The sequence below is a fragment of the Olivibacter domesticus genome, assembly GCF_900109575.1.
Lineage (GTDB): Bacteria > Bacteroidota > Bacteroidia > Sphingobacteriales > Sphingobacteriaceae > Olivibacter > Olivibacter domesticus.
Genome location: NZ_FOAF01000002.1, coordinates 925,583 through 946,904, shown reverse-complemented (window position 1 = coordinate 946,904; position 21,322 = coordinate 925,583). Strand labels below are relative to the sequence as shown.

Here is a 21,322-nt window from a genome sequence, read left to right as displayed (position 1 = left end):
CGGACTATAAGCCTTGATCTGATTCACGGCTTGTGGGTCGCCATCAATGCGAAATCCAACCGGTTGAAAACCTCCAGCGTCAGACTCGATGGATGCAAGGTGTTTCTCCTTGTTTTCTCTTACCGCAGATGCATATTTACTGCCGCCATGTGCGCCAGATTCTTCGTTCATATAGAAGATAAAGCGAATGCTTCGTTTGGGTTTGGATGCCAGGGTCTTAAATAAGCGCAAGGCCTCGATGGTCTGCGCAATGCCCGTTGCGTCATCGCTGGCACCTTCACCCACATCCCACGAATCAATATGTGCGCCGATGGTGATAAATTCATTTGGGAATTCTTTTCCGGTTATTTCGGCAATGACATTGTTTGAAACGATTTCGGGTAAGGTGCTGCAGTGCATCTCTAAAGAGAATCGGAGCGCGGGATTGTCTTTAAGCGTTTGGCTCAGCAGGTCGGCGCTGCGCGTGCCGAGTGCGGCAGCAGGAATCTTATTGATCCCGTCTGCATACTGCATGGCACCGGTATGTGGAGAATCGTCCTTGGCAAGTGTAAGTGAACGCACCAAGGCCCCTATAGCCCCTTTTTTGGCGGCTTCAATGGCGCCTATGGAGCGCTGATCAACAGCTTCCAGATAGGCATCAAACGGATCGATTTTAGTGCGATCCATGGCACGGTTGTAGAAAACGAATTTGCCTTTTACTTTATCCGCCGGTAAGGCCGACAATTCCGCCCATGATTTCACTTCAACAACTTCGGCACTCAGCGTGCCCTTGGTGGCCACCGATCCACCAAAGGCGAGTACCTGCATCGGCTGCATATGGTCAGCCGTTTGGAAAAAAGCTTTCTCTTTTGGACCTCTTTTCCATACGGGTATCTTGACGGGCTGTAAATACACGGCATCGGGCTTCAATGCTTCCAGCTGCAACTTGATCCAGTGCACCGCTGCTTCTGCCTGTGGCGACCCGGAAATTCGGTGGCCGATCTGTTTGGTTAGATGGTGCAAATGTGCGGGTATGAGCGCATTTGTTAGCGACTCATCGAAAAAATGTGCAATGGTAGCTTTTTTATCTTCGGGCGTCGTTTGGGCCGAGAGATTCTTGAAAAGAAGAAAAACAGCGGCGACGCAAATCCAATACTTCATGTGTTTCATAGATGTTTTGTTTTACTGCCCCTTACCTGTTGGGTCGATTGTATAGTTGATGGGATACCAGCGGTAGCCGTTTCCTTCCTTTTTGATGTGCCCGATCCCGGGATAGGAGAGATGGTCTGCCGCAATCCAGTATTTGTTTTGGGCGGCATCGGTAAAGGCCTTTTTGCGTGTGATTGCGGCTTGGTCGGGATCGATGTCATACACAATTCTTACGTCGGGATTGGGGAATTGTACGGCAGCAGAATGCAAGAGATCACCCCAGAACACGATTTTTTCGTTTTTGCTGACCAGCTGATAAAAGGTATGTCCCGGCGTATGTCCTTGAGCAGCTAGCGGCGTCAAACCTGGAAATAGCTCTTTCCCGAACGCAAAGGTTTTGACTTTTCCTGCCTTCACATAAGGAAGGATTCTTTCTCTGGCCTGTTCGAAATATACTTTCTTATCAGCCGGTGCCTTGTTATAACTTTCGTCTCCCAACCAAAAATCCAGCTCGGTTTTGCTGACGTATACCGTAGCATTGGGAAAAACTATTTTGTCGCCATCCATCAGTCCGCCTGTATGATCAGTATGGATATGCGTCACCAGAATTACATCAATTTGCTTCGGGTCATAGCCCGCTTTCAAAAGATTTTGGGGCAGAAAGCCTAAGGATGGTCCGTATAAATCGGCAGTTCCGGCATCTACCATCATCAATTTGTTGTCTAATTTAAATAAATAGGCGTTTACGGATGCTTCGTTTTCATCGGTTTGAAAGTTCTCGGAAGTAAGATGATCAATTTCTTCATCTGTGGTGTTTATTAATAGGTCTTTAAGAACCTGATTAACACTGCCGTCTGAGAGTGCGGTGATTTTAACGTCCCCCAATACCATTTCGTAGCTGCTGGGCTGCTTTAAGTACGAGGGTATTTGTTGTGCGGGCAGCTCAGCGTGCATGCCTACAAAAAGACTGAACAGGGTGCCGAATAAAATATTTGAATGTGTAATTTTCATTGTTAATGTTTTTTTAAATTAAAAAGTCGAATGCTGCGCGCAAGCATTAGCCTACAAAGCTAGGGGCATAGGGACTGATAAACAAGTACGTACTTGATTGTAGCATAGGCACAAAAAAGTACCTATGGCTATAAAATAACAAATTGTTTTACCTTTGTATATAAATAACTAACAAGCTATGTACGAACGTAAGATTCCAAAAAATATAGATTGTGGTGTAGCAGCAACCATGGATATTATTGGCGGGAAGTGGAAGCCTTGCCTTATTTTTAATATTATGAACGGGCATAGGCGGCCCAGTCAACTACAACGGCTCAATCCGCTGGCCACCAGAAAAGTGCTCAACCAGCAATTAAAAGAATTGGAAGAGCGGGATGTCATCAGACGGGTAGTGTATCCCGAATTGCCGCCGAAGGTAGAATATTTTCTAACGGATTTTGGAGAATCATTGATTCCTGTAATAAACGTGATCGATCAATGGGGTGCTGAATTATTACAACGTCAGTTGGTGGAAGTGCGCTAAGTAGGATCAAATTCCCCGAAAAGATAAGAACCCAGTCGGAAACGATATGATTACCTTTTTGCTCAATGGCTTAAAATATTTATTTTGATCGGATTGGAACTTCCTAATAGACGAGTAGGGTATAGCTATTTTTGCACTGTGATAGTGCAAAATGTTACGAAAAATGCACTATCATAGTGCAAAATGGAGAAGGGTTAATTTATAACTTCCCGACGTCTCTCCAGCTTAATACCTTATATTTTGTGCGCTTTTGGTTCTCATTACCACCATAAATTAAAGTTTTGTTTACCGATTGTGGACCTGCCAATTCACCGAAATAGTCCATATTGGCGAAAAGTTTTGGTGTAATGGTTTGTGTAGCTTTTACTTCAAAAACCTCAAAACCATTGGCTTTTTTAAGAAGGAAATCAATTTCGTGTTGATTGCTGTCTTGCCAGAAATAGGATTCTTGATGAAGATATTGATGTGCGTTGTGCTTAATGAAATCAGCGATGATCATGTTCTCAAAAATATTACCTTTTAAACGGTTCTCTGATACTTCTTCTTGATCGCGAATACCTAATAGATGACATAATAGACCACTGTCGTAAAAATATAACTTAGAACTTTTGATTAATCTTTTGTTAAAATTTTCATGATAAGGATTGAGCAAAAAGATAATATAACTGCTTTCGAGAATCGATAACCAGGCTTTGGCTGTTGGCTGGCTAATATCACAAGCATTCGCCAATGCGCTGATATTAAGTAGCTGGCCGGCGCGACTGGCGCATAGGCCAAGAAATGTGCGGAAGGTTTTTAGGTCACGAATATTGATCAAGGTGGTTACATCCTTTTCGATATAGGTTTGAATGTAATTGGCATAGAATATAGTGGGGTCAATTTCACGATCGAATATAGCGGGATAAAAGCCTTTAAAGCAAGCATCGGTATAGCTTTTGACCAATAAAGCAGCGTTTTGCATTTCCTGCATATCAAAAGGCAGTAATTTAAATAATGCTACCCTTCCGGACAAGGTTTGGGTAATACTGCTCAGTAAATGAAAGTTTTGGGATCCTGATAAGATAAACTGCCCCATTTTACCGGTTTCATCTACCTTTGATTGGATGTAAGAAAAGAGTTCAGGTGTTCGCTGTGCTTCATCCAAAATAACGTTTCCATCATATTGTTGCAAAAAACCATTGGGATCCTCGTTTGCAAAAGAACGGATATCCGGGTTTTCTAATGTGATGTATCTATAGTCTTTGAATAAATGCTTCAAGAGGGTGGTTTTCCCCGACTGCCTCGGCCCAGTAACGGCTAATACGGGAAACTTTTCCTTTTGTGCTATCAGTGTGCTTGAAACAGAGCGTTTTATGAATGTTTCCATTTTCTCTTTTTTTCAAAAATACACACAAAATTTGAAAATACATAGACTTAATTTTGAATTTGCATGAACAAAATTTTGAAAATACATGATATAAACTTTGAATTTACATAACTAAAATGCGTGACGCCTTAGTCCACCATCTACAGTAAATACGCTTCCACTTACATAGCGCGCTCGTGGAGATACGAGAAATACAGCCATCGAAGCCATGTCTTCGGGTGTACCAAAATCACCGAGCGGAATTTCACGGACAGCAAATGTTTGACGTTCGCTTGGGGAGAATAAACGTTGGGTATTAGCCGTATCAATTAGTCCGGGCTGTAGGCAGTTTACGGTAATACGATGTGGGCCTAGCGTGCCGGCAAGTTGCTTAGACCATTGGGTTAAACTTGCTTTGGCTACCGCTGACACGTTGATAGACCGCAGCTCATAGCTGCTGGTGATGTTAAGGATGCTCCCGGTGTTTCGTTCGATAAATTGTGGTAATAATTGTTGGGTTAATTGACGATGCCGGTGAAAATCCAGCAACATACCGGCTTCCCATTCTTCTTCTGCACCTACTACATCCACGGCACGGCTCCTTCCAGTGTTATTAATAAGGATGTCTACGGCACCAAAAGCTGCCAATGCGGCATTTGCAATATGAAGGGGTGCGCTGGCTTCCATAAAATCTTGTACGAAGGGGGTCGGCGCAATACCTCCGGCGCTAGTTATTTCTTCTCGCAAGCTGTGCAATAAATCTTCACTACGCGCCGTGGCCAGCACTTCCACGCCTTCCATGGCCAATTCGCGCGTGATGGCCCGGCCAAATCCCTGACTGGCCCCTGTAACAATGGCTGTTTTTCCTGCTAAATGTAAGTCCATCTTTTTTATCAATTAAATAGTAAGTTTGTATAAACACCGGTGTAAAAATAGCATGGGCCAAGGAGTTGGCATAGCAGACCGGTAATTGTATGTTACTAATATTGAAGTAAGTAATGGGCGAACGAAAACTAAATTCTACCTATACACGCAATGAGCAATGTATCATCAATTGCGATCTCACCTATGTGATACACATCATCAGTGGCCGTTGGAAGCTGTTCATCTTGGATCTCTTATCGCGTAAAAAATATCGGTTCAAGGAGTTTAAGCGCAAGTTTTCCTTTCTGACAGATCGGGTGCTCACCAGCCAGCTGCGGGCGCTGGAAAAAGATGGATTAGTGAAGCGGACGGTATATGCGGAAGTACCCGTTCGGGTGGAATATGAACTTACCGACCTGGCCATTGAATTAATACCCATTTTTGAACAACTGAGCAAATGGGGGAAGAAACAACGTGAGCTGAAGGGGGAAAGTGGATTATCATGTGCCCGGCTATCGCGTTGATATTTTTAGGGAGAGAGCGAGAGTCCCTGCAGATTTAGTTGCCTGCCTACGCTAGGTAGGCAGGTTGATGTTTCAAATTATTTTATTTTTACGGGTACTTTTAATTTTTCCCACACCAAGGCGATTCCCTTGCTGTCGATTTCATAAGTCATGCCTTCCGTCATCGCATTGCTAACGGGTTTAACGTTTACATTCAATACATCATTTGCACGATCTAAGTTGGCTTCACCGCCTTGCTTCGTGCCCGGCTGCCCCGTTTGCGAATTGAAGATGATTGTCCACGATGATTTGCCTGGGATAGCAAACAAGCTGTAGCTTCCGGCAGGTAGTTTTTTTCCTTCTACTGTTAGATCCTTATCGGTTGTGAAAATCGTTGCCGCATTGGCGCCAGCCCGCCAGACTTTGTCGTAAGGTACAAGCTCTCCCCATATCGTTCTACCTTTTACACTTGGGCTGCTGTACTGTATGGATACAGTTGCACTGCCAATCTTACCTTCTGCGCTTTTTTTAGGGCTTTGCGCACAAGCCATTAAGCTAACATTGGTTAGGATGAAAAGGATAGCGAATATTCGCTGAATAGGTAATTGGATACTAGATTTCATGAAATATTTTTTTATGTATGATACTAATATAGGATTAATTTTTATTTAAACTAATGGATTGTTATTTAACCAAACCGAGGATTAGGGCTAGGGCTGCATAAGAGGTCTGTATACCATAAGGTATCTGTATACAAAGCTTATTTTTTTACTTAAATATTTACTTAGTATTATTGTGGAAATTTAATGGCTGATGGCTAAAAAACAAAACAATTCCTTGTCTGGAGTAAAGGAAATTGCAAGACGTGCCAAGGTATCTATTGCTACTGTTGATCGGGTTATGCACAATCGAAAGGGGGTTTCTGAAGCAACCAAGGATAAGATCAATGCAATTATTAAGGATATGGGTTTTCAGCCGAATATCCTGGCAAGCCGCTTGGCTTCCAAAAAAATGAACCGATTTTTGGTTATTATACCGCAGTCATTGGAAAACGAATATTGGGAGGCCAGTGAGAAAGGGATCGATCGTGCCTACAGCGAAATTAGGCAGTATGGTATCACGCTTGATAAACTTTTTTACGACCTGGATAGTAGGGAGTCTTTTTCTGAAATTATACACCAAGTGAGCGTTGACACCTACGACGGCGTGTTGTTAGCGCCTATTTTTTTTGATGAGGGTGTACGTTTTGCGGCTTTGTGTAAGCAGCAGGGCATCCCGCTGGTGTTTATCAACTCAGATATTCCAGGAGAAGAAAGCTTATCTTATATTGGTCCGCATCTGTTTAAAAGTGGTTATCAAGCGGGTAGGCTTATTAACTATGGACTGAAAAATGGGGAGGTGCTGATTGTCAATATTTCAACGGAAATGGATACATACCACCACCTCTTGCGTAAGGAGCAGGGTTTCCGCGCCTATTTTCAAGATCATGGTGATGTGGACCTAGCATTGTTTAAGCTTGATATTCGTGATACCCGCGATGAGTTTATAGAAAAAGAACTGCATGCTTTCCTGCAGCAGCATCCAACGATAGGAGCTATATTTGTAACAAACTCCAAGGTGAGAGCAGTGGCAAAATATTTCGAAAAATTCCGGATAGAAAAAATACTAGTTGGTTATGACTTTATCCGTGAGAATATCCACTATCTTCAAGAAGGATTAATCGATTTTCTGATCGGGCAAAAACCCGAGGAACAGGGTTATACGGGCGTCATGCATTTGTTTCAGCATATTGTGATGGGAGCAGCTATTGAAAAACAAAATTTCATGCCAATAGATATTATCACCAAGGAAAATTACGAATTCTATAGAAATTAAGGTGTACAGGTCTCAAAATCAATAGGAAATATAGCATAGAAAAATGTTAAAAAATTTGCAACTCTGAATTTTATTTTCTTATTTAGTGGGTACGTTACCGTTTATAAACCAAAATAGTAAAATCTGGGATCTTTTGTTGTAGAAGTATGTGCTAAATACTACTTCTTTTTTTAATATGTTAATACGGGTACGTACCCGTTTAAAAAAAGAATAAATCAATACTGATATGCCCTATGGAAAGAAGAAATTTTATTAAAAAGGCCTCTTATGCCCTGGCAGCTGCGGGGACGATGCCTTCCGCTCTTTTTGCTGCCCGAAGCCCAATAGTACAGGCGAAGCGAATTGGAATTATTGGCTTGGATACCTCACATAGCGTTGCTTTTACGAAGGCTTTGAATGCGGAATCTCCTGATCCGGAATTGCAAGCCTATCGGATCGTTGCTGCTTATCCCTATGGCAGTAGAACAATAGAAAGTAGTGCCAGCAGAATTCCCGGTTATGTGGAGGAGGTGAAAAAATTCGGTGTAAAAATCGTCGACTCGGTAGAGTCCCTCCTTAGTGAGGTGGATTACGTTATGCTGGAAACGAATGACGGCCGCCCTCATTTAGAGCAGGCTATGAAAGTAATCAAAGCGGGTAAACCGATTTTTATCGATAAGCCGGTAGCGGCTTCTTGGAAAGATGTACGTGCTATTTATGAGGCTGCCCAGCGTGCGGGTGTACCGATATTTTCCGCATCTTCTCTTCGTTATATGGAAACGGTGCAAGCTGCAATCAATGGCAAAGTAGGCCGCATTTTAGGAGCAGATACTTATAGCCCGGCTACCTTAGAACCTCATCATCCAGATTTTTTTTGGTACGGTATACATGGTATTGAAATGTTAGTTGCCTTGATGGGAACGGGATGTAAACAGGTGTCGCGCATACATACGGAAGGCACGGATATCGTGGTGGGCGTCTGGCAAGATGGTCGGGTTGGTACTTTCAGGGGTACACGTACTGGGAAACACACCTATGGGGGTACTGCTTATGGAGAAAATGGTGATCTCACTTTAGGCCCTTATAATGGATACGATGCGCTCGTGAAAGAGATCATCAAATTCTTTGATTCGGGCAAGTCGCCGGTAGATGAGAAAGAAACGATGGAAATTTATGCAATCATGGTGGGGGCTGATGAGAGTAAAAAATCGAATGGAGCTGTTATTCAGCTGCGTGATATACTTGTTTAACTAATGCTCTGCGAAGAGTGTAATCAACAAATGCTATGTGGCACACGAGACGTAAATTTATCAAAGAAACTGCCTTATTAGGAACCGGGGCTGCGCTGTCTTGGTCTTTTTCTATCCCGCAGTTAAGTACATGGAATAAGCCAGCTTTAATAGGTGGAACACCCATAATGGCCGATAAAAAGTGGCCGGAGTGGCCGCGATGGGTTGCGCCTGCGGAGGAGCAGAAAATTCTGCAGGTGCTGCGGAGTGGTATTTGGTCAAGAGCGGATGTTACCAGCCAATTTGAATCACGGTGGGCGGAGACGATAGGCACTAAGCGCTGCCTAACAGTGGTAAATGGTACGAATGCCTTGATAACGGCATTGGCGAATTTTGGGATTGGGGAAGGGGATGAGGTGATCGTACCTCCTTATACGTTTATCGCTACTATTATGGCGGTGCTTGCTAATGGGGCAATGCCGGTTTTTGCAGATGTGGAGCTTGATACGTTTTTGATCGATCCCTTGCGGGTGAAAGAGAAAATAACAGCGCGTACCAAAGCCATCATTCCGGTGCATATTGCAGGTCTACCGGTAGACATGGACCGCATTATGACCATTGCCCGTGAACATCAATTAATCGTGTTGGAAGATGCTTGTCAAGCGCATCTTGCAGAATATGATGGTAAACGGGTGGGGTCGCTCGGAGATGCGGGATGCTTTAGTTTTCAGAATTCTAAAAACATGGCTATTGGGGAGGGGGGAGCCATCACGACGAACAATGATGCTTTTATGGATAAATGTTTTTCATACCACAACTTGGGTTTACCTTATGGCAGCGCGGTGGGCACGGTGGCCTCCGGCAGCATAATCCTGGGTACGAAAGTTCGTTTTACCGAATATCAAGCGGCTATTGGCTTGGCTATGTTGAACACTGTGGATGTAGAAACAACACGCCGTAATGAGAACGCAGCTTACTTAAGTGCTTTGATTGCGGAGATTCCGGGCATTTATCCCTACCGTTTGTACGATAAAGTGACGCGGGCTGCTTTTCATTTGTTTCCCTTCCGTTTTATGGAAGCTGAATTTGGGGGTTTGTCGCGCGAATTGTTTTTAAAGGCTTTAAATGCCGAGGGGATTCCATGTAGTAGTGGCTATGCTACGTTGACCGATAAACTTTACCTGAAGGATGCCTTTGCTGAAAGACGGTTTAAACAAGCTTATCCGAAAGAAATGCTCGACTTTGATGATTTCGTGTTACGGAATAAGTGCGCCAATAATGAGCGCTTATGTAATGAACAGGCTGTGTGGTTTACGCAGAATATGTTGCTGGGAACAAAGGAGGATATGGAACGTATTGCCGCGGCAATTAAGCGGGTTCATGCGCATGCCGATGCGATCAAAAAGACTTAACAGGACGTAAAGAGGAAATACGAGAAATAATGAAAAAGTTGAAGTACTTGATATACGCTGTATTAATGGCCTGGATGGGACTGGTCTTGCTTTGTTATACGCCCCTTAGCGCACAGGAACAAACGTGGAAGGTAGGTTTGGCAAAACGGATGATTACACCCAAAACGTCTATGTGGATGGCGGGTTACGCTACACGTAATAAACCGTCGTCGGGTAAAATGCATGATCTATGGGCAAAGGCGATGGTCATGGAGGATGCAAATGGAAAACAATTGGTGTTAATTAGTACCGACCTATTGGGAATACCTAGGGAAATAGCCAAAAATGTATGTGCTAAATTGGAAAATGCTTTCGGTTTATCAAGAGAAGCTATCGTGCTCAATAGTTCACACACGCATTCGGCACCCGTTTTAGCAGGCGCTTTACACGATATTTATGAGATAGATGAAGTGGAGCAAGGGAAAATCCAAGCGTACTCGGCCTGGTTGGTAAACGAATTGGTAGGCTTGGTAAAGGAGGCCTTGCATCATAAAAAATCGGCAAAGGTTGCTGTAGGAAGTGGTCTGGCGCGTTTTCAGGTGAATCGCCGAAATAATAAGGAAAGTGAGATTACTACCTTATCGGCATTAAATGGCCCTAGTGATTATGCGGTACCTATTATTAAAGTGATGGATGGTCACAGAAATTTGATGGCTTTGTTGGTGAGTTATGCTTGCCATGCTACGGTGCTAGATGGTTATGAGTGGAGTGGCGACTATGTTGGCTTTGCACAACTGGAGCTCGAAAATCGTTATGATGGTTGCCAGGCCATGTTTTTCCAAGGCGCTGGAGCGGATCAAAATCCGTTACCCCGCAAGTCCTTGGCGCGTGCCCGGCAATATGGAAAGGTGCTGGCAGCGGCTGTTGAACAGGTCGTGGAAGATAATGAATTTCAGCCTTTGGAACCGCAATTGAAAATGGCTTTCCGTGAAATACAGCTCCCGCTGGCAAAAATAGCGGATAAGGTATATTTTGAGCAGCTAATTGCAAAAAATGAGGCTCCTGCTTACACAAAAAAATGGGCGAAACGTATGATGGGCCGTATGCAAAAAGGAGAACAACTCGAAAGGTCTTATCCTTATCCTATTCAGTGTGTGCAACTTGGTAATCAGCTCGTTTTTGCGTTGGGAGGCGAATTGGTGGTGCAGTATGCGTTGGATTTAAAAAAGGTCTATGGTAAACAGACGATCGTATTTGGCTACAGCAACGATGTAATGGCTTATATCCCTTCTGATAAAATATTGGAAGAGGGAGGTTATGAAGGGGATACTTCACAAATGGTATATGGACTTCCTGCGAAATGGCAAAAAGGAATCGAAAAGCACATCATAACGGCTTGTACGGAACTCTACCGTACGATACAGAAATGATGGTTTCTGCTGATATTAAAGAAAGAAAAAATGATTACAAAAAATCCAAATGCTTATGAATAAAAAGACCACGAAATGAAAAAGAGAGGTTACGTGCAATAACCCCTCTCTAGTTTAAAGATGTTCAATCGGTTTTCATCTGTCAATGGATACCGATCGTGTTAACTTAAATCTCCACGAAATTATGAAAAAAACACGTTTTCTAACGATGTTGTTGAATTTTATTATACCCCTTTCATTTGGTTCAACGCTATCTAAATTCCCACTTACTTTTTCTATAGCACATTCTTCCGAAAAAAAACTGTTGCAAGAGGTGGTGAAAGGGCAGGTGCTTGATGGTAACGAGAAACCTATCCCTGGCGTAACGGTATCTCTTCGGGGTACCGGTACGGTGGTGGCGACTGATGTTGAAGGCCGTTTTGTGCTGGAGAAGGTTCCGGCAGGAGCGGTGCTCGTATTTAAAAGTGTAGGGTATAAACAACAGGAAGTACCCCTATCAGAGAAAAAAATACTTCGGATAGTGATGGAAGATGATGTAGCTGGCCTTGATGAAGTAATTGTTGTAGGTTATGGGGTGGCCAAAAAAAGTGATCTTACAGGTGCGGTGAGCCGCATCAATGCGACTGATTTTCAAAACCAAAGTTTGACGCAGTTGACAGATATGTTAGCGGGTACGGTGGCGGGTTTTCAGGCCAACCAGGGAACTTCTGCCTCGGGGGGCAGTTCAATGGAGATTAGGGGTGTGAATTCCATCAATGCATCTACTTCACCTATGATTGTCTTGGATGGCGTGATTTATAATGGTAGTATCGCCGATATCAATCCGAATGATATTGAATCGGTGGATATTTTGAAAGATGCTAGCTCTTCAGCGGTATATGGTGCCAGGGCGGCTAATGGAGTCATGTTGGTGACGACCAAAAAAGGTGTGACCGGGAAGCCAATCATCGGTTTTTCTACTAAACAGGGGCTTGCTGAAGCAACCTCAACTGATTTCGCAGTGAGAGACCCACAGAATTATCTGAACTATCGGCGTGATTTTCTACGGACTTTGGGCAACGCTGTACCGGCTTATTATTATGATAACCCGGGCGCGCTTAGCGCGGGTGTATCAATAGACCAATGGCGTGATGCAAGCAATAACCCAAACCCGGATGATACGCATGAATGGTTGAGCCGCCTTAGCTTTTTTCCACAAGAGGTGGAAAGCTACCTATCAGGAAATACTGTGAATTGGGCAGATGAGGTATTACAAAAAGGCAGACGCCAGGAATATGATCTGAGCATCAGTGGTGGTACGGATAATATGAAATATTTCTGGTCGGTCGGTTATCTGGATAATGAAGGGATTATTATTGGTGATAAATTTAAAAATATTCGGTCGCGCATCAATTTAGATTCCAAAGTGACGGATTGGTTGCATGTGGGCATCAATATGCAATATTCGTATCGCGATCAGGGCGCTGTGCCTGCGCATTTGGGAAACATGCATCAGGTAAGTCCTTTTGCATCGATATATGAGGCAGATGGGACCATTAATTTCTATCCACATGGTTATCTTACACCAAACCCTTTGATTAATACCTTAGGGCAGGATCGCAATAATAATGTACAAAGTTTGTTTGCCTCTTTGTATGGTGAATTAAAGCTTCCCTTTGGCATTACCTACCGCTTGTCTTTCCAACCAAGAACGAGCTTGGATAAAGATTATAACTTTTGGTCAACCGAAACCATTATCGGGCGGGAAACCTATGGCAATGGCTATGCAACACGGGAAGATTATAGCTCCTTTGAATGGATGGTGGATAATCTCTTAAAATGGAACCGAACATTTGGTGTGCATGGTTTTGATGTGACCCTTTTGTATAATGCGGAACAGTTTAAATCGTGGAGTTCGGAAATAGGAAACCAGTCTTTCCAGCCGAGTCCGACCTTGGGCTATGGGGGGCTTCAGTTCGGGAATAATCCTTTTACCAACACCAATGATATTAGATACAATGGGGATGGCTTGATGGCGCGGATCAATTATTCGCTAATGGATAGGTATTTATTGACGGCCTCTGTGCGCCGCGATGGTTTCAGCGGTTTTGGCCAGGAAAATCCTTATGCAACATTTCCCGCGGCGGCGGTTGCCTGGCAGGTGCATAAAGAGAAGTTTTTTAAGGTGCCCATGATTGATCAGTTCAAGCTACGGGCATCTTGGGGTAAGAATGGTAATCGGGATATCGGGCCCTATGCCTCTTTTGCCCAGATGGAATCGGTACAATATTATGATGGCACGAACCCTGTGGTAGGGATATATACCTCCACATTGGCCAACCCTGCGCTCTCTTGGGAAGAAACGAAATCACTGAACTTCGGTGCGGATTTAACTTTTTTTAAGAACCGCTTTAATCTAACGGTAGAATATTATAACGCGAATACGAATAAATTGCTGGTAGAGCGTTCGTTACCTACCATTACTGGCTTTAAGAATGTGACAACGAATATTGGGTCATTGGCTAATAAGGGCTTTGAAATGACTTTTAGCAGCTTGAATATGCAGCGGCCAAACTTTACCTGGCGATCTACTTTAAACTTTTCGTTCAATCGTAATAAAATTAAAAGCCTCTTCGGCGAAATGGGAAATTACACGTTGGAGGGAAAGACCCTGACGGGCGAAATCCCGGATTATTCCAATAAATGGTTCATAGGGCAACCGCTGAATGTGATTTGGGATTATCAGGTAGAAGGGGTCTGGCAAGAAGAGCAGGCAGCGGAAGCGGCTAAATACGGATTGAAGCCGGGTGACTACCATGTAACCGATTTGGATGGAAACGGACTGTACGAAGCGTTGCAAGATAAGCAGTTCATCGGGTATACGGCGCCACGTTACTTCATCGGTTTGCGCAATGAGTTTTCCTTCTTGAAAAACTTTAATGCAAGTATCTTTTTGCGAGCAGATTTAGGGCATAAACGTGCTTTTCCGCAGCTGATTGCAGATTATTCTACTTACGATCGTAGAAGTACAGCAAATTTTGACTATTGGACGCCCGAGAACAGATCGAATGAATACCCCAAACTCAGCCGGAATATGACCGTTTTCGGTGGAAATTTGATGCCTTACTGGAATACAGCTTTTCTGCGTGTACAGGATGTGACGCTTTCTTATACACTACCCGCCACGATGACAGAGAAATTGAAAGCAAAAAATGCCCGGGTATTCATCTCTGCTCGTAACCTGTTTACCGTATCGAGCTGGCCAGGATGGGACCCGGAGTCTGTACCTGATAAAGACAATGCGCAAGTGCCCATGCCTAAAATTTATACGTTGGGATTGAATTTTTCACTTTAATAATGAATGCTTGACCATTAAAAATTGCATTATGGCTTGTTTAAATAAAATAAAATATTTCCTGCTCGTATGCACGCTGCTTGTGCTTACAGGGGCATGCTCCAAGAGCTTTTTAGAACCGGAACCGCTTTCGTTCTTTACGCCTGAAAACGTATTTGTAGATAAGCAGGGCTATCAAGCCTTGTTGATCACCATGCGGAAAGACCTTGCGCGCGAGCAAACCGGACAAAAGAACTTTCTGGCTCATCAATGGGCAGCGTCTGAGGCTGGAGTGCCTTGGCTGCAAATGGATTTTACACGGCTTACGCCAAATAGCGATACGTATCAGCAATTTGTTAATCAAATAAATGATATTTTCGAAATGGTGCGCAATGCTAATACCATCATCAGCCGTATTGATGATATTGAATGGGCAAGTGAAACGGATCGGAATCAGATCTTGGCTGAAGCATTCTGGCATCGCTCTTACTGGTATTATCGGCTGATTGGGAACTATGGGGACTTGCCCTTTATCAAGGAGGAGGTGCGCGGCGTTCGGGTGGATTTCAAAACACATAGTCGATGGGCCATATTAGACCAGATACAGCAGGATTTGGAATTTGCCGTGCAATGGATGCCTGTTTCTGCGGCGGCAGGAATTCCATCTAAAGGGGCTGCAAATCATTTGCTTACAAAGGTCTACTTGGCTAATATGGCTTTTGAAAAAGCTGTTTCAGCGGCTACAGCGGTTATCGATGGCCCCTATGCTTTGATGCAGGAGCGTTTCGGTATGGATGCGGCAGATCCTGCCAAAAATGTGCTGTGGGATCTGCACCGGCCCGAAAATAAAAATATCACACAGAATAAGGAGACGATTTTAGCTTTTGTAGACCGTTGGGAGGCTCCACAGGCAGCACGCTCCCTAGGTTTGTTTACCATGCGGGTTTACCATTGTGCTTGGTATAATAATGCGGTAGCTAAAGACAAAGATGGCGGACTAGGGATGATTGATAGGGGTCCTTTGTATGATTCATTAGGTAGGGGAAACCCTGATGTCGCGCTGAGTGATTACCATAGCTACAAGATTTGGGAGGATGGTACGTATAATAGCAAGAATACACCTGATCTCCGAAGGGCGGATATCAATTGGTGGGACCGTGATGAATTTTTTTATAATAATCCTGCTTCCAGCCAATTTGGGCAACCCTTCGATCCGCAGAATATGGACAATCCGAACGACTATTGGGCTCGTATGTATGCTATGCCGTTTTACAAAACCTATGTGCCAAATAAGCCGGATCAAATGGGGCAACCTTATGGTAGCAATGGTGATTGGTATCTTTTTCGGCTGGCAGAAACTTACCTCTTGCGGGCGGAAGCTTATTTTTGGTTAGGGCAACTAGACTTCGCGGCCCAGGATATCAATGCCGTGCGCACACGGGCGAAGGCAAACCCAATAACGGGAGCAGATGTGAACATTGATTTCATTTTCGACGAAAGAGCAAGGGAACTTTTTGCAGAGGAACCGCGGCAAAATGAACTGAATAGGGTGTCTTATATCTTGGCAGCACGTAATGAGGGAGGCTATAGCCTGAGCAATATCCATGAAAAGAATTGGTTTTATGACCGTGTGCATAGCTTGAATAATTTCTATGAACATCAAGGTGATTTAACCATGCTTGGGCAGAGCCCAAGAATTGAACCTTACCATTTTCAATGGCCGATAGACGACAATATCATTACGGCGAATACGTTAGGGCGTATCAACCAAAATAAAGGATATGTGGGATCTGAACTGAATGAGCCGCCTTTGGAGGTGATTGAATAAGAAAATAACTGTTATTGAATTTTGAAATATTAATATGGAGAATATATTGAAAGCGAAAACTTATTACTCGGGGATTCCCTTTGCACATGATACGTACAATGCGATTTCAAAAGCAAGTGACGGGAAGATCTATTATATCTTATCTTCTGAATTGATTGATCAGGGAGGGAAGTTATTTGTATACGACCCGGTGATCGATCGGCCGACTTTGTTGGGAGATCTGACAGCTATTTGTGGTGAGGCCAATGCTGGGGCGGTTGCGCAGGGGAAATCGCATGCGCGTTTTTATGAATACCAAGGTAAACTTTACTTTTCTACGCATATTGGCTATTATGAAATGATTGATGGTATGGAAAGGCTCCCGGTGAATATGCCTGAAGGCGTTGCGCCGTACCCGGGGGGACATATTCTTAGCTATGACTTGTTGAACGGTGAATTTGCGGATTTATGTACGGCTCCAAATGGGGAAGGGGTCGTGGCGATGAATATGGACGTGAAACGGGGCCAGGTATTTGCGATTACCTGGCCAACCGGACTGTTTTTACACTATGATGTACTAACAGGGCGACTGCTAAATTTAGGGCCTACAGCTGCAAATGGTGAAGCAGGTACCCCTGGAGCTGATTTCCGGACATTGTGCCGCTCCATCCTCGTGGATGGGGACGGCAATGCTTATTTTAGTACAGCGGAAGGGACTATTTACGCTTATCATACGAAGCAACAAAAAATGGAGAAGCTGTCGGTAGACCTCCGTTTAGACTATTTCGGCAACTATGATTATACACGGCCTGGATCGATGGCTTTTAATTGGCGGAAAATTTTTTGGTATGAACCCGAGCAGATGGCATATGGTGTGCATGGTAATTCGGGATATCTCTTTCGTTTTGATCCTAAAAGTCCTAACATTGAATTGGTGCAACGCATCTCCTCTGAAGCATCGCAGAGAAGTGGTATGTTCGATCAGTTTAGTTACGGTTACCTGGGCTTTCAGCTTGGTCCGGACGGAGAAACAATCTATTACCTTACCGGTAGTCCGATTTTTGAAAAAGGAAAACGGATAACGGGGCTTTCTGAGATTGCCAAAGGCGGGTCGAAAGGGAAAGAAAACCTTCATCTTATTACCTACCATATTCCTTCGCAAACGTATCAGGATCACGGCGCGATCTATTATGAAAATGGTGAACGGCCATCTTATGTAAATGCAATTGCGGTTGGTGATGATGGTGCCGTTTATACATTGGGCAGGATGCTTCATGAAGGAACGGAAATAGCAGATTTAATAAAAATACCTAATCCATTTTCAAAAGACGATAAATAAGCGCGTAAAAAACTGGTAGGATGTATAATTATATAAAATAATGATCTGATATATTTAGCTGCCGATACATTGACGACAAAGGTTATGCGGGTGTTAGTTTTATCTCCAATAGCAAAGGAGAAATGATAGTATCGAAAAGGGGAAATTTAGGAATGACTGAAAAACTTTATTAATCTCAAACGATAGCATCATAATGCTGCAGACTTTGCTCACCGCGTGAAACATCACCCTGCGTACAAAGTAAAAGCCTTTTGGTAATAGGCTTTTACATAATCAATAATGGTACCTGCATTGTAGAATGATAACAGCACCATCTTCAACTTTGTAAACCAAACGATGTTCATGATTGATGCGGCGTGACCAAAATCCAGCTAAATTTTCCCTAAGAGCTTCCGGTTTCCCTGTTCCCTGGAATGGGGTCCGGGATATTTCTTTAATGAGACCATTAATTTTTTTTAACATTGATTTATCGGTCTGCTGCCAATATAGGTAATCATCCCAGGCATCATCCATAAAAACGATACTCATTCTTCGATAAGATCTTTGGCTTGTCCTTTACCTTGTTGATATTGTTCAACAGCTCGGTGGAGCCTTTCCGCATTCTTGGGAGATCTAAGTAAATAAAAAGTTTCCATAAGGCTTTCATAGTCGGATTCTGAAAGCACTACAATGTTCTCTCCCTTTGTGCGGGTAACATATAAAGGGCTGTGGCTTTTAAAAACCTCATCCAGGTAACTCTTTAGTTTTTGCCTAAAATCTGAATATGTTGTGATCATCTAACAAATATAAAGACAATAATCGGATTGTACAATAACTTGTACATATTTACCGCTACAATATACTAAATAAAACTTCTTTGTCTAGCTACCTTATTTATTAGAATCAGTCATTTCTTAAACTCTTTACAGGTTTGTTAATTGCTGCCCTGATGGCCTATGTACCTATAGTGATAATGGCAATACACACAGCTAGTGCACTTCCGCCGGCAAATACCAGCCAGCTCATTTGAATACGCTAGGCATATCCCTGCCACCAACTGCTCATTACCCATATTGCTATCGGAATGGCAATGATAATGGCTATTATAATAAGAAGCACATGCTCCTCGGTTTGCATACTTAAGTTAAAAGTGAAAGAAAATAGTTTAGAAGAAGCAGAAGAAAACAGTTACTAACTCAAATTAAATTCCTTTTATCAAGAAAATATCCCATTTCACTACGCTGAAATCCGCTTTGATCTTTTTTGGCTTGTTTATTTTTGATAAATCCTCTTATCTTAGAAGGTGATCTCAAGTTTAATACAACAGTTGATGCGGTTAAAAATCTGTTTTCGTGCGGTGTTTTTTTTTGTATGGTGCTTCTTTCAATTATCGGCCTCTCACGCCCAATACCAGGCTTTTATATATGGAAAAGTAACATTGAAAAATAAGCAGATTTATTCGGGTCCGATCAAATGGAGTGGTGATCAGCGCTTATGGTCTGATGTGCTGGTGGTTAAAAAGACAACACATAACGCACTCCGGTATCTCACTGGTGCCCAGCGGAAACAATTGCTGAAGGATGGAGAAGGGGAGGAGATCGATTGGAAGTTTATGAGCCTGTGGAAAGATAAAGAACCCAAAAGAAAAGTAGAAGTACTCTGCAGGTTCGGAGATATGAAAATGGTGCATGTGATGGGTAATAACAAAGCGCAGATCTATTTTAAAAATGGGGAGAAGCTTAGGGTGGAAAGCGATGAAAATGATAACAGGCATTTGGGGAAAAATATTGTGGTGTATTATAATGGCGACTCCGAAACCGTGCATTGGAATGAGATTAGTACGGTTGAGTTTTTGGAGATGCCGAAGAACATTCGGGCCACAAGAGGTGAGCCTCTTTTTGGTACCGTTTATACGTCTAAAGGCTCATTCACCGGATTTATACAATGGGATAAATACAAATATTTGGATGCACATCAGCTTAACGGAAAGATAAATGGCGTTGGCCCGGTTAAAGAGTACCCCTTTTATCAGATAGAAAAAATCAAAAAAAATGATAACGCAGTCGACGTAATTTTTAAGAACGGAAAGGAACGGCAGCTAAAAGGAACAAGTGATACGGGGCCTGACATACGGGGAATCGTTGTGATGCATCCCATTTTTGGAAGAGCGGTGATTGACTGGAAAGCTTTCGAATCGGTCCGATTTAGCAAACAACCGGAAAACGGCGTATCGTATGCGGATTATCGTAGGCCAAAACGCTTGAAAGCACAGCTATTGACAACGAGTAATAAAAGGATCTCGGGAACCTGCATTTTTGATCTCGACGAGGAGTGGGACATGGAAATGCTGGAAGGCCACAAAGATGGCGTACATTATCAGTTGCCATTTCACCAGATCAGCAAAATTAAACCGCATCAAAATAGATTTACAACGGTTGTGCTGAAGAACGGGAAAACGCTTTCGCTAGGATGGGAAAATGATGTGAGCGACAATAATTGGGGCGTAATTATTCGAGCGGAATCGCAAGATTACCAATATATTACCTGGGATAAAATAAAAGAAATTGAATTTTGAAAATGATTTCAAAATCGGCCATAAAATATTTAGTTATTACCTTATCTGTGCTCTTTGCAGGATTTGTGACTATCGAGTTTTACCAAGGGGAGATAGATAAGCTATATATAGTGGTGGTACTATGGATACTTTTTGTCATTACCATCCTATGGCTTGGAAACCGTTACTTGTATAAACGCTTGGATCGGTCGGTTCCGTGGCTTCAATACCCATCTAAAAGGTTTTTTCTACAGCTGATATCCAGCACACTATTTTCTTTGTGCTGTATTAATTTAACCTATTACTTTCTTAAGCGTTTGATAAACGAGGATCCTCCCGATCAAACGCAAATGCTGGTGGTGAATATTTACGGCTTGTTGTTTATAATTCCTGTGCTGTCCATCAATTTTGGCATCTACTTCATGATGCAGTGGAAGAAGGCAGAGGTTAAATCCAACTTGCTGAATGAACGGCATTTGCGGAGTGAACTGGATGCGCTCCGCTTACAGGTCGACCCACACTTTCTATTTAATAGTCTTAATGTACTGGCCGGACTGATTGAAAAGAATAGCAAAGGCGCACAATATTTTCTTGAGAAATTTGCCGAAGTGTACCGTTACATTTTACAGTACCAGAAAGAGGATCTGGTTCCTTTACAGATTGAGCTTTCTTTTGTGCAGGCTTATGTGCACTTACTGGAACAACGTTTCGGTAGCGCATTACAGGTTAATATAGAGGTTCCAGAAAATGATAACCAACAACTCGCTATACCTCCCATGGCCTTGCAGATGCTTATAGAGAATGCTGTAAAACATAATGTGATCGCTAAAGAAACACCTTTGTTAGTGGATATCCGGTTAATAGAAGGAAATCGCTTAAGCATCATTAACAATTACCAACCGCTAACGCTGGAAAAACAGCATAAACCCGGAACGGGTATTGATAATATCCGGAAACGCTATAGGCATTTATCAAATGATGTGCCTGTATTTCAAACAGATATGGAGCATTATAAAGTGGAATTACCTCTGTTTGAAATGGAAGAATAAATA

18 protein-coding genes are annotated in these 21,322 nt (G+C 43.0%); 11 read left to right on the top strand and 7 right to left on the bottom strand.

Annotation, left to right across the window (positions count from 1 at the left end; all coding sequences use genetic code 11):
- Window positions 1-1,149: M20/M25/M40 family metallo-hydrolase (locus BMY50_RS14420; protein ID WP_093325678.1), on the bottom strand; the 1,149-nt coding region annotated here is incomplete at its 3' end.
- Between the two features lie 12 nt (window positions 1,150-1,161).
- Window positions 1,162-2,139, bottom strand: a complete 978-nt coding sequence (locus tag BMY50_RS14415; RefSeq protein ID WP_093325676.1) for an MBL fold metallo-hydrolase — start codon at window positions 2,137-2,139, stop codon at window positions 1,162-1,164.
- Window positions 2,140-2,317: 178 nt separating this feature from the next.
- Here BMY50_RS14415 and BMY50_RS14410 point away from each other — a divergent pair, with 178 nt between their 5' ends.
- Complete coding sequence (locus BMY50_RS14410; RefSeq protein WP_093325674.1) at window positions 2,318-2,662, top strand: winged helix-turn-helix transcriptional regulator; 345 nt, start codon at window positions 2,318-2,320, stop codon at window positions 2,660-2,662.
- A 199-nt stretch (window positions 2,663-2,861) separates the two neighbouring features.
- Here the strand turns inward: BMY50_RS14410 and BMY50_RS14405 are convergent, their stop codons facing one another.
- Both BMY50_RS14405 and BMY50_RS14400 read right to left on the bottom strand, forming a co-directional pair.
- The gene (locus BMY50_RS14405; protein ID WP_093325673.1) at window positions 2,862-4,028 is read right to left on the bottom strand and encodes an ATP-binding protein; all 1,167 of its coding nucleotides are present in this window, start codon (window positions 4,026-4,028) and stop codon (window positions 2,862-2,864) included.
- Between the two features lie 111 nt (window positions 4,029-4,139).
- Complete coding sequence (locus tag BMY50_RS14400) at window positions 4,140-4,892, bottom strand: SDR family NAD(P)-dependent oxidoreductase (RefSeq protein WP_093325671.1); 753 nt, start codon at window positions 4,890-4,892, stop codon at window positions 4,140-4,142.
- Window positions 4,893-5,005: 113 nt separating this feature from the next.
- On the opposite strand from BMY50_RS14400, the gene BMY50_RS14395 reads away from it, so the two are divergent.
- Window positions 5,006-5,395 (top strand): winged helix-turn-helix transcriptional regulator, encoded by a 390-nt coding sequence (locus BMY50_RS14395; RefSeq protein ID WP_093325669.1) that lies wholly within the window; start codon window positions 5,006-5,008, stop codon window positions 5,393-5,395.
- Between the two features lie 77 nt (window positions 5,396-5,472).
- On the opposite strand, the gene BMY50_RS14390 is transcribed toward BMY50_RS14395, so the two are convergent.
- Window positions 5,473-5,997: a DUF2911 domain-containing protein gene (locus tag BMY50_RS14390; protein WP_093325666.1), complete on the bottom strand. Its 525-nt coding sequence runs from the start codon at window positions 5,995-5,997 to the stop codon at window positions 5,473-5,475.
- Window positions 5,998-6,187: 190 nt separating this feature from the next.
- On the opposite strand from BMY50_RS14390, the gene BMY50_RS14385 reads away from it, so the two are divergent.
- The 7 genes from BMY50_RS14385 to BMY50_RS14355 all read left to right on the top strand — a co-directional run bounded on the left by BMY50_RS14385 (window position 6,188) and on the right by BMY50_RS14355 (window position 17,737).
- Window positions 6,188-7,249, top strand: coding sequence for a LacI family DNA-binding transcriptional regulator (locus BMY50_RS14385; protein WP_093325662.1), 1,062 nt, complete (start codon window positions 6,188-6,190; stop codon window positions 7,247-7,249).
- Window positions 7,250-7,482: 233 nt separating this feature from the next.
- Window positions 7,483-8,478, top strand: a complete 996-nt coding sequence (locus BMY50_RS14380) for a Gfo/Idh/MocA family protein (protein WP_093325659.1) — start codon at window positions 7,483-7,485, stop codon at window positions 8,476-8,478.
- Window positions 8,479-8,513: 35 nt separating this feature from the next.
- The gene (locus BMY50_RS14375; protein WP_093325656.1) at window positions 8,514-9,869 is read left to right on the top strand and encodes a DegT/DnrJ/EryC1/StrS family aminotransferase; all 1,356 of its coding nucleotides are present in this window, start codon (window positions 8,514-8,516) and stop codon (window positions 9,867-9,869) included.
- 29 nt (window positions 9,870-9,898) lie between these two features.
- Window positions 9,899-11,278, top strand: a complete 1,380-nt coding sequence (locus BMY50_RS14370; protein ID WP_093325653.1) for a neutral/alkaline non-lysosomal ceramidase N-terminal domain-containing protein — start codon at window positions 9,899-9,901, stop codon at window positions 11,276-11,278.
- A 184-nt stretch (window positions 11,279-11,462) separates the two neighbouring features.
- The gene (locus BMY50_RS14365; RefSeq protein WP_162276597.1) at window positions 11,463-14,612 is read left to right on the top strand and encodes a SusC/RagA family TonB-linked outer membrane protein; all 3,150 of its coding nucleotides are present in this window, start codon (window positions 11,463-11,465) and stop codon (window positions 14,610-14,612) included.
- A 31-nt stretch (window positions 14,613-14,643) separates the two neighbouring features.
- A complete protein-coding gene (locus BMY50_RS14360) occupies window positions 14,644-16,419 on the top strand; it encodes a RagB/SusD family nutrient uptake outer membrane protein (protein ID WP_093325647.1) in 1,776 nt (591 codons plus the stop codon).
- Between the two features lie 34 nt (window positions 16,420-16,453).
- Window positions 16,454-17,737, top strand: coding sequence for a hypothetical protein (locus BMY50_RS14355; RefSeq protein ID WP_093325644.1), 1,284 nt, complete (start codon window positions 16,454-16,456; stop codon window positions 17,735-17,737).
- Window positions 17,738-18,010: 273 nt separating this feature from the next.
- Here the strand turns inward: BMY50_RS14355 and BMY50_RS14350 are convergent, their stop codons facing one another.
- Complete coding sequence (locus tag BMY50_RS14350; RefSeq protein ID WP_093325640.1) at window positions 18,011-18,265, bottom strand: Txe/YoeB family addiction module toxin; 255 nt, start codon at window positions 18,263-18,265, stop codon at window positions 18,011-18,013.
- Window positions 18,262-18,513, bottom strand: a complete 252-nt coding sequence (locus BMY50_RS14345; protein WP_093325636.1) for a type II toxin-antitoxin system Phd/YefM family antitoxin — start codon at window positions 18,511-18,513, stop codon at window positions 18,262-18,264. Before BMY50_RS14345 ends, BMY50_RS14350 begins: the two co-directional genes overlap by 4 nt.
- Before the next feature lie 533 nt (window positions 18,514-19,046).
- On the opposite strand from BMY50_RS14345, the gene BMY50_RS14340 reads away from it, so the two are divergent.
- Window positions 19,047-20,291 (top strand): hypothetical protein, encoded by a 1,245-nt coding sequence (locus tag BMY50_RS14340; protein WP_093325632.1) that lies wholly within the window; start codon window positions 19,047-19,049, stop codon window positions 20,289-20,291.
- A gap of 2 nt (window positions 20,292-20,293) precedes the next feature.
- The gene (locus tag BMY50_RS14335) at window positions 20,294-21,319 is read left to right on the top strand and encodes a sensor histidine kinase (protein ID WP_093325629.1); all 1,026 of its coding nucleotides are present in this window, start codon (window positions 20,294-20,296) and stop codon (window positions 21,317-21,319) included.
- Window positions 21,320-21,322: the final 3 nt, after the last annotated feature.

What these genes read in the sequence shown, in the direction of transcription:
- BMY50_RS14415 (WP_093325676.1), bottom strand. Translation starts at nt 2,139, where the DNA reads ATGAAAATTACACATTCAAATATTTTATTCGGCACCCTGTTCAGTCTT.
- BMY50_RS14410 (WP_093325674.1), top strand. Translation starts at nt 2,318, where the DNA reads ATGTACGAACGTAAGATTCCAAAAAATATAGATTGTGGTGTAGCAGCA.
- BMY50_RS14405 (WP_093325673.1), bottom strand. Translation starts at nt 4,028, where the DNA reads ATGGAAACATTCATAAAACGCTCTGTTTCAAGCACACTGATAGCACAA.
- BMY50_RS14400 (WP_093325671.1), bottom strand. Translation starts at nt 4,892, where the DNA reads ATGGACTTACATTTAGCAGGAAAAACAGCCATTGTTACAGGGGCCAGT.
- BMY50_RS14395 (WP_093325669.1), top strand. Translation starts at nt 5,006, where the DNA reads ATGGGCGAACGAAAACTAAATTCTACCTATACACGCAATGAGCAATGT.
- BMY50_RS14390 (WP_093325666.1), bottom strand. Translation starts at nt 5,997, where the DNA reads ATGAAATCTAGTATCCAATTACCTATTCAGCGAATATTCGCTATCCTT.
- BMY50_RS14385 (WP_093325662.1), top strand. Translation starts at nt 6,188, where the DNA reads ATGGCTAAAAAACAAAACAATTCCTTGTCTGGAGTAAAGGAAATTGCA.
- BMY50_RS14380 (WP_093325659.1), top strand. Translation starts at nt 7,483, where the DNA reads ATGGAAAGAAGAAATTTTATTAAAAAGGCCTCTTATGCCCTGGCAGCT.
- BMY50_RS14375 (WP_093325656.1), top strand. Translation starts at nt 8,514, where the DNA reads ATGTGGCACACGAGACGTAAATTTATCAAAGAAACTGCCTTATTAGGA.
- BMY50_RS14370 (WP_093325653.1), top strand. Translation starts at nt 9,899, where the DNA reads ATGAAAAAGTTGAAGTACTTGATATACGCTGTATTAATGGCCTGGATG.
- BMY50_RS14365 (WP_162276597.1), top strand. Translation starts at nt 11,463, where the DNA reads ATGAAAAAAACACGTTTTCTAACGATGTTGTTGAATTTTATTATACCC.
- BMY50_RS14360 (WP_093325647.1), top strand. Translation starts at nt 14,644, where the DNA reads ATGGCTTGTTTAAATAAAATAAAATATTTCCTGCTCGTATGCACGCTG.
- BMY50_RS14355 (WP_093325644.1), top strand. Translation starts at nt 16,454, where the DNA reads ATGGAGAATATATTGAAAGCGAAAACTTATTACTCGGGGATTCCCTTT.
- BMY50_RS14350 (WP_093325640.1), bottom strand. Translation starts at nt 18,265, where the DNA reads ATGAGTATCGTTTTTATGGATGATGCCTGGGATGATTACCTATATTGG.
- BMY50_RS14345 (WP_093325636.1), bottom strand. Translation starts at nt 18,513, where the DNA reads ATGATCACAACATATTCAGATTTTAGGCAAAAACTAAAGAGTTACCTG.
- BMY50_RS14340 (WP_093325632.1), top strand. Translation starts at nt 19,047, where the DNA reads ATGCGGTTAAAAATCTGTTTTCGTGCGGTGTTTTTTTTTGTATGGTGC.
- BMY50_RS14335 (WP_093325629.1), top strand. Translation starts at nt 20,294, where the DNA reads ATGATTTCAAAATCGGCCATAAAATATTTAGTTATTACCTTATCTGTG.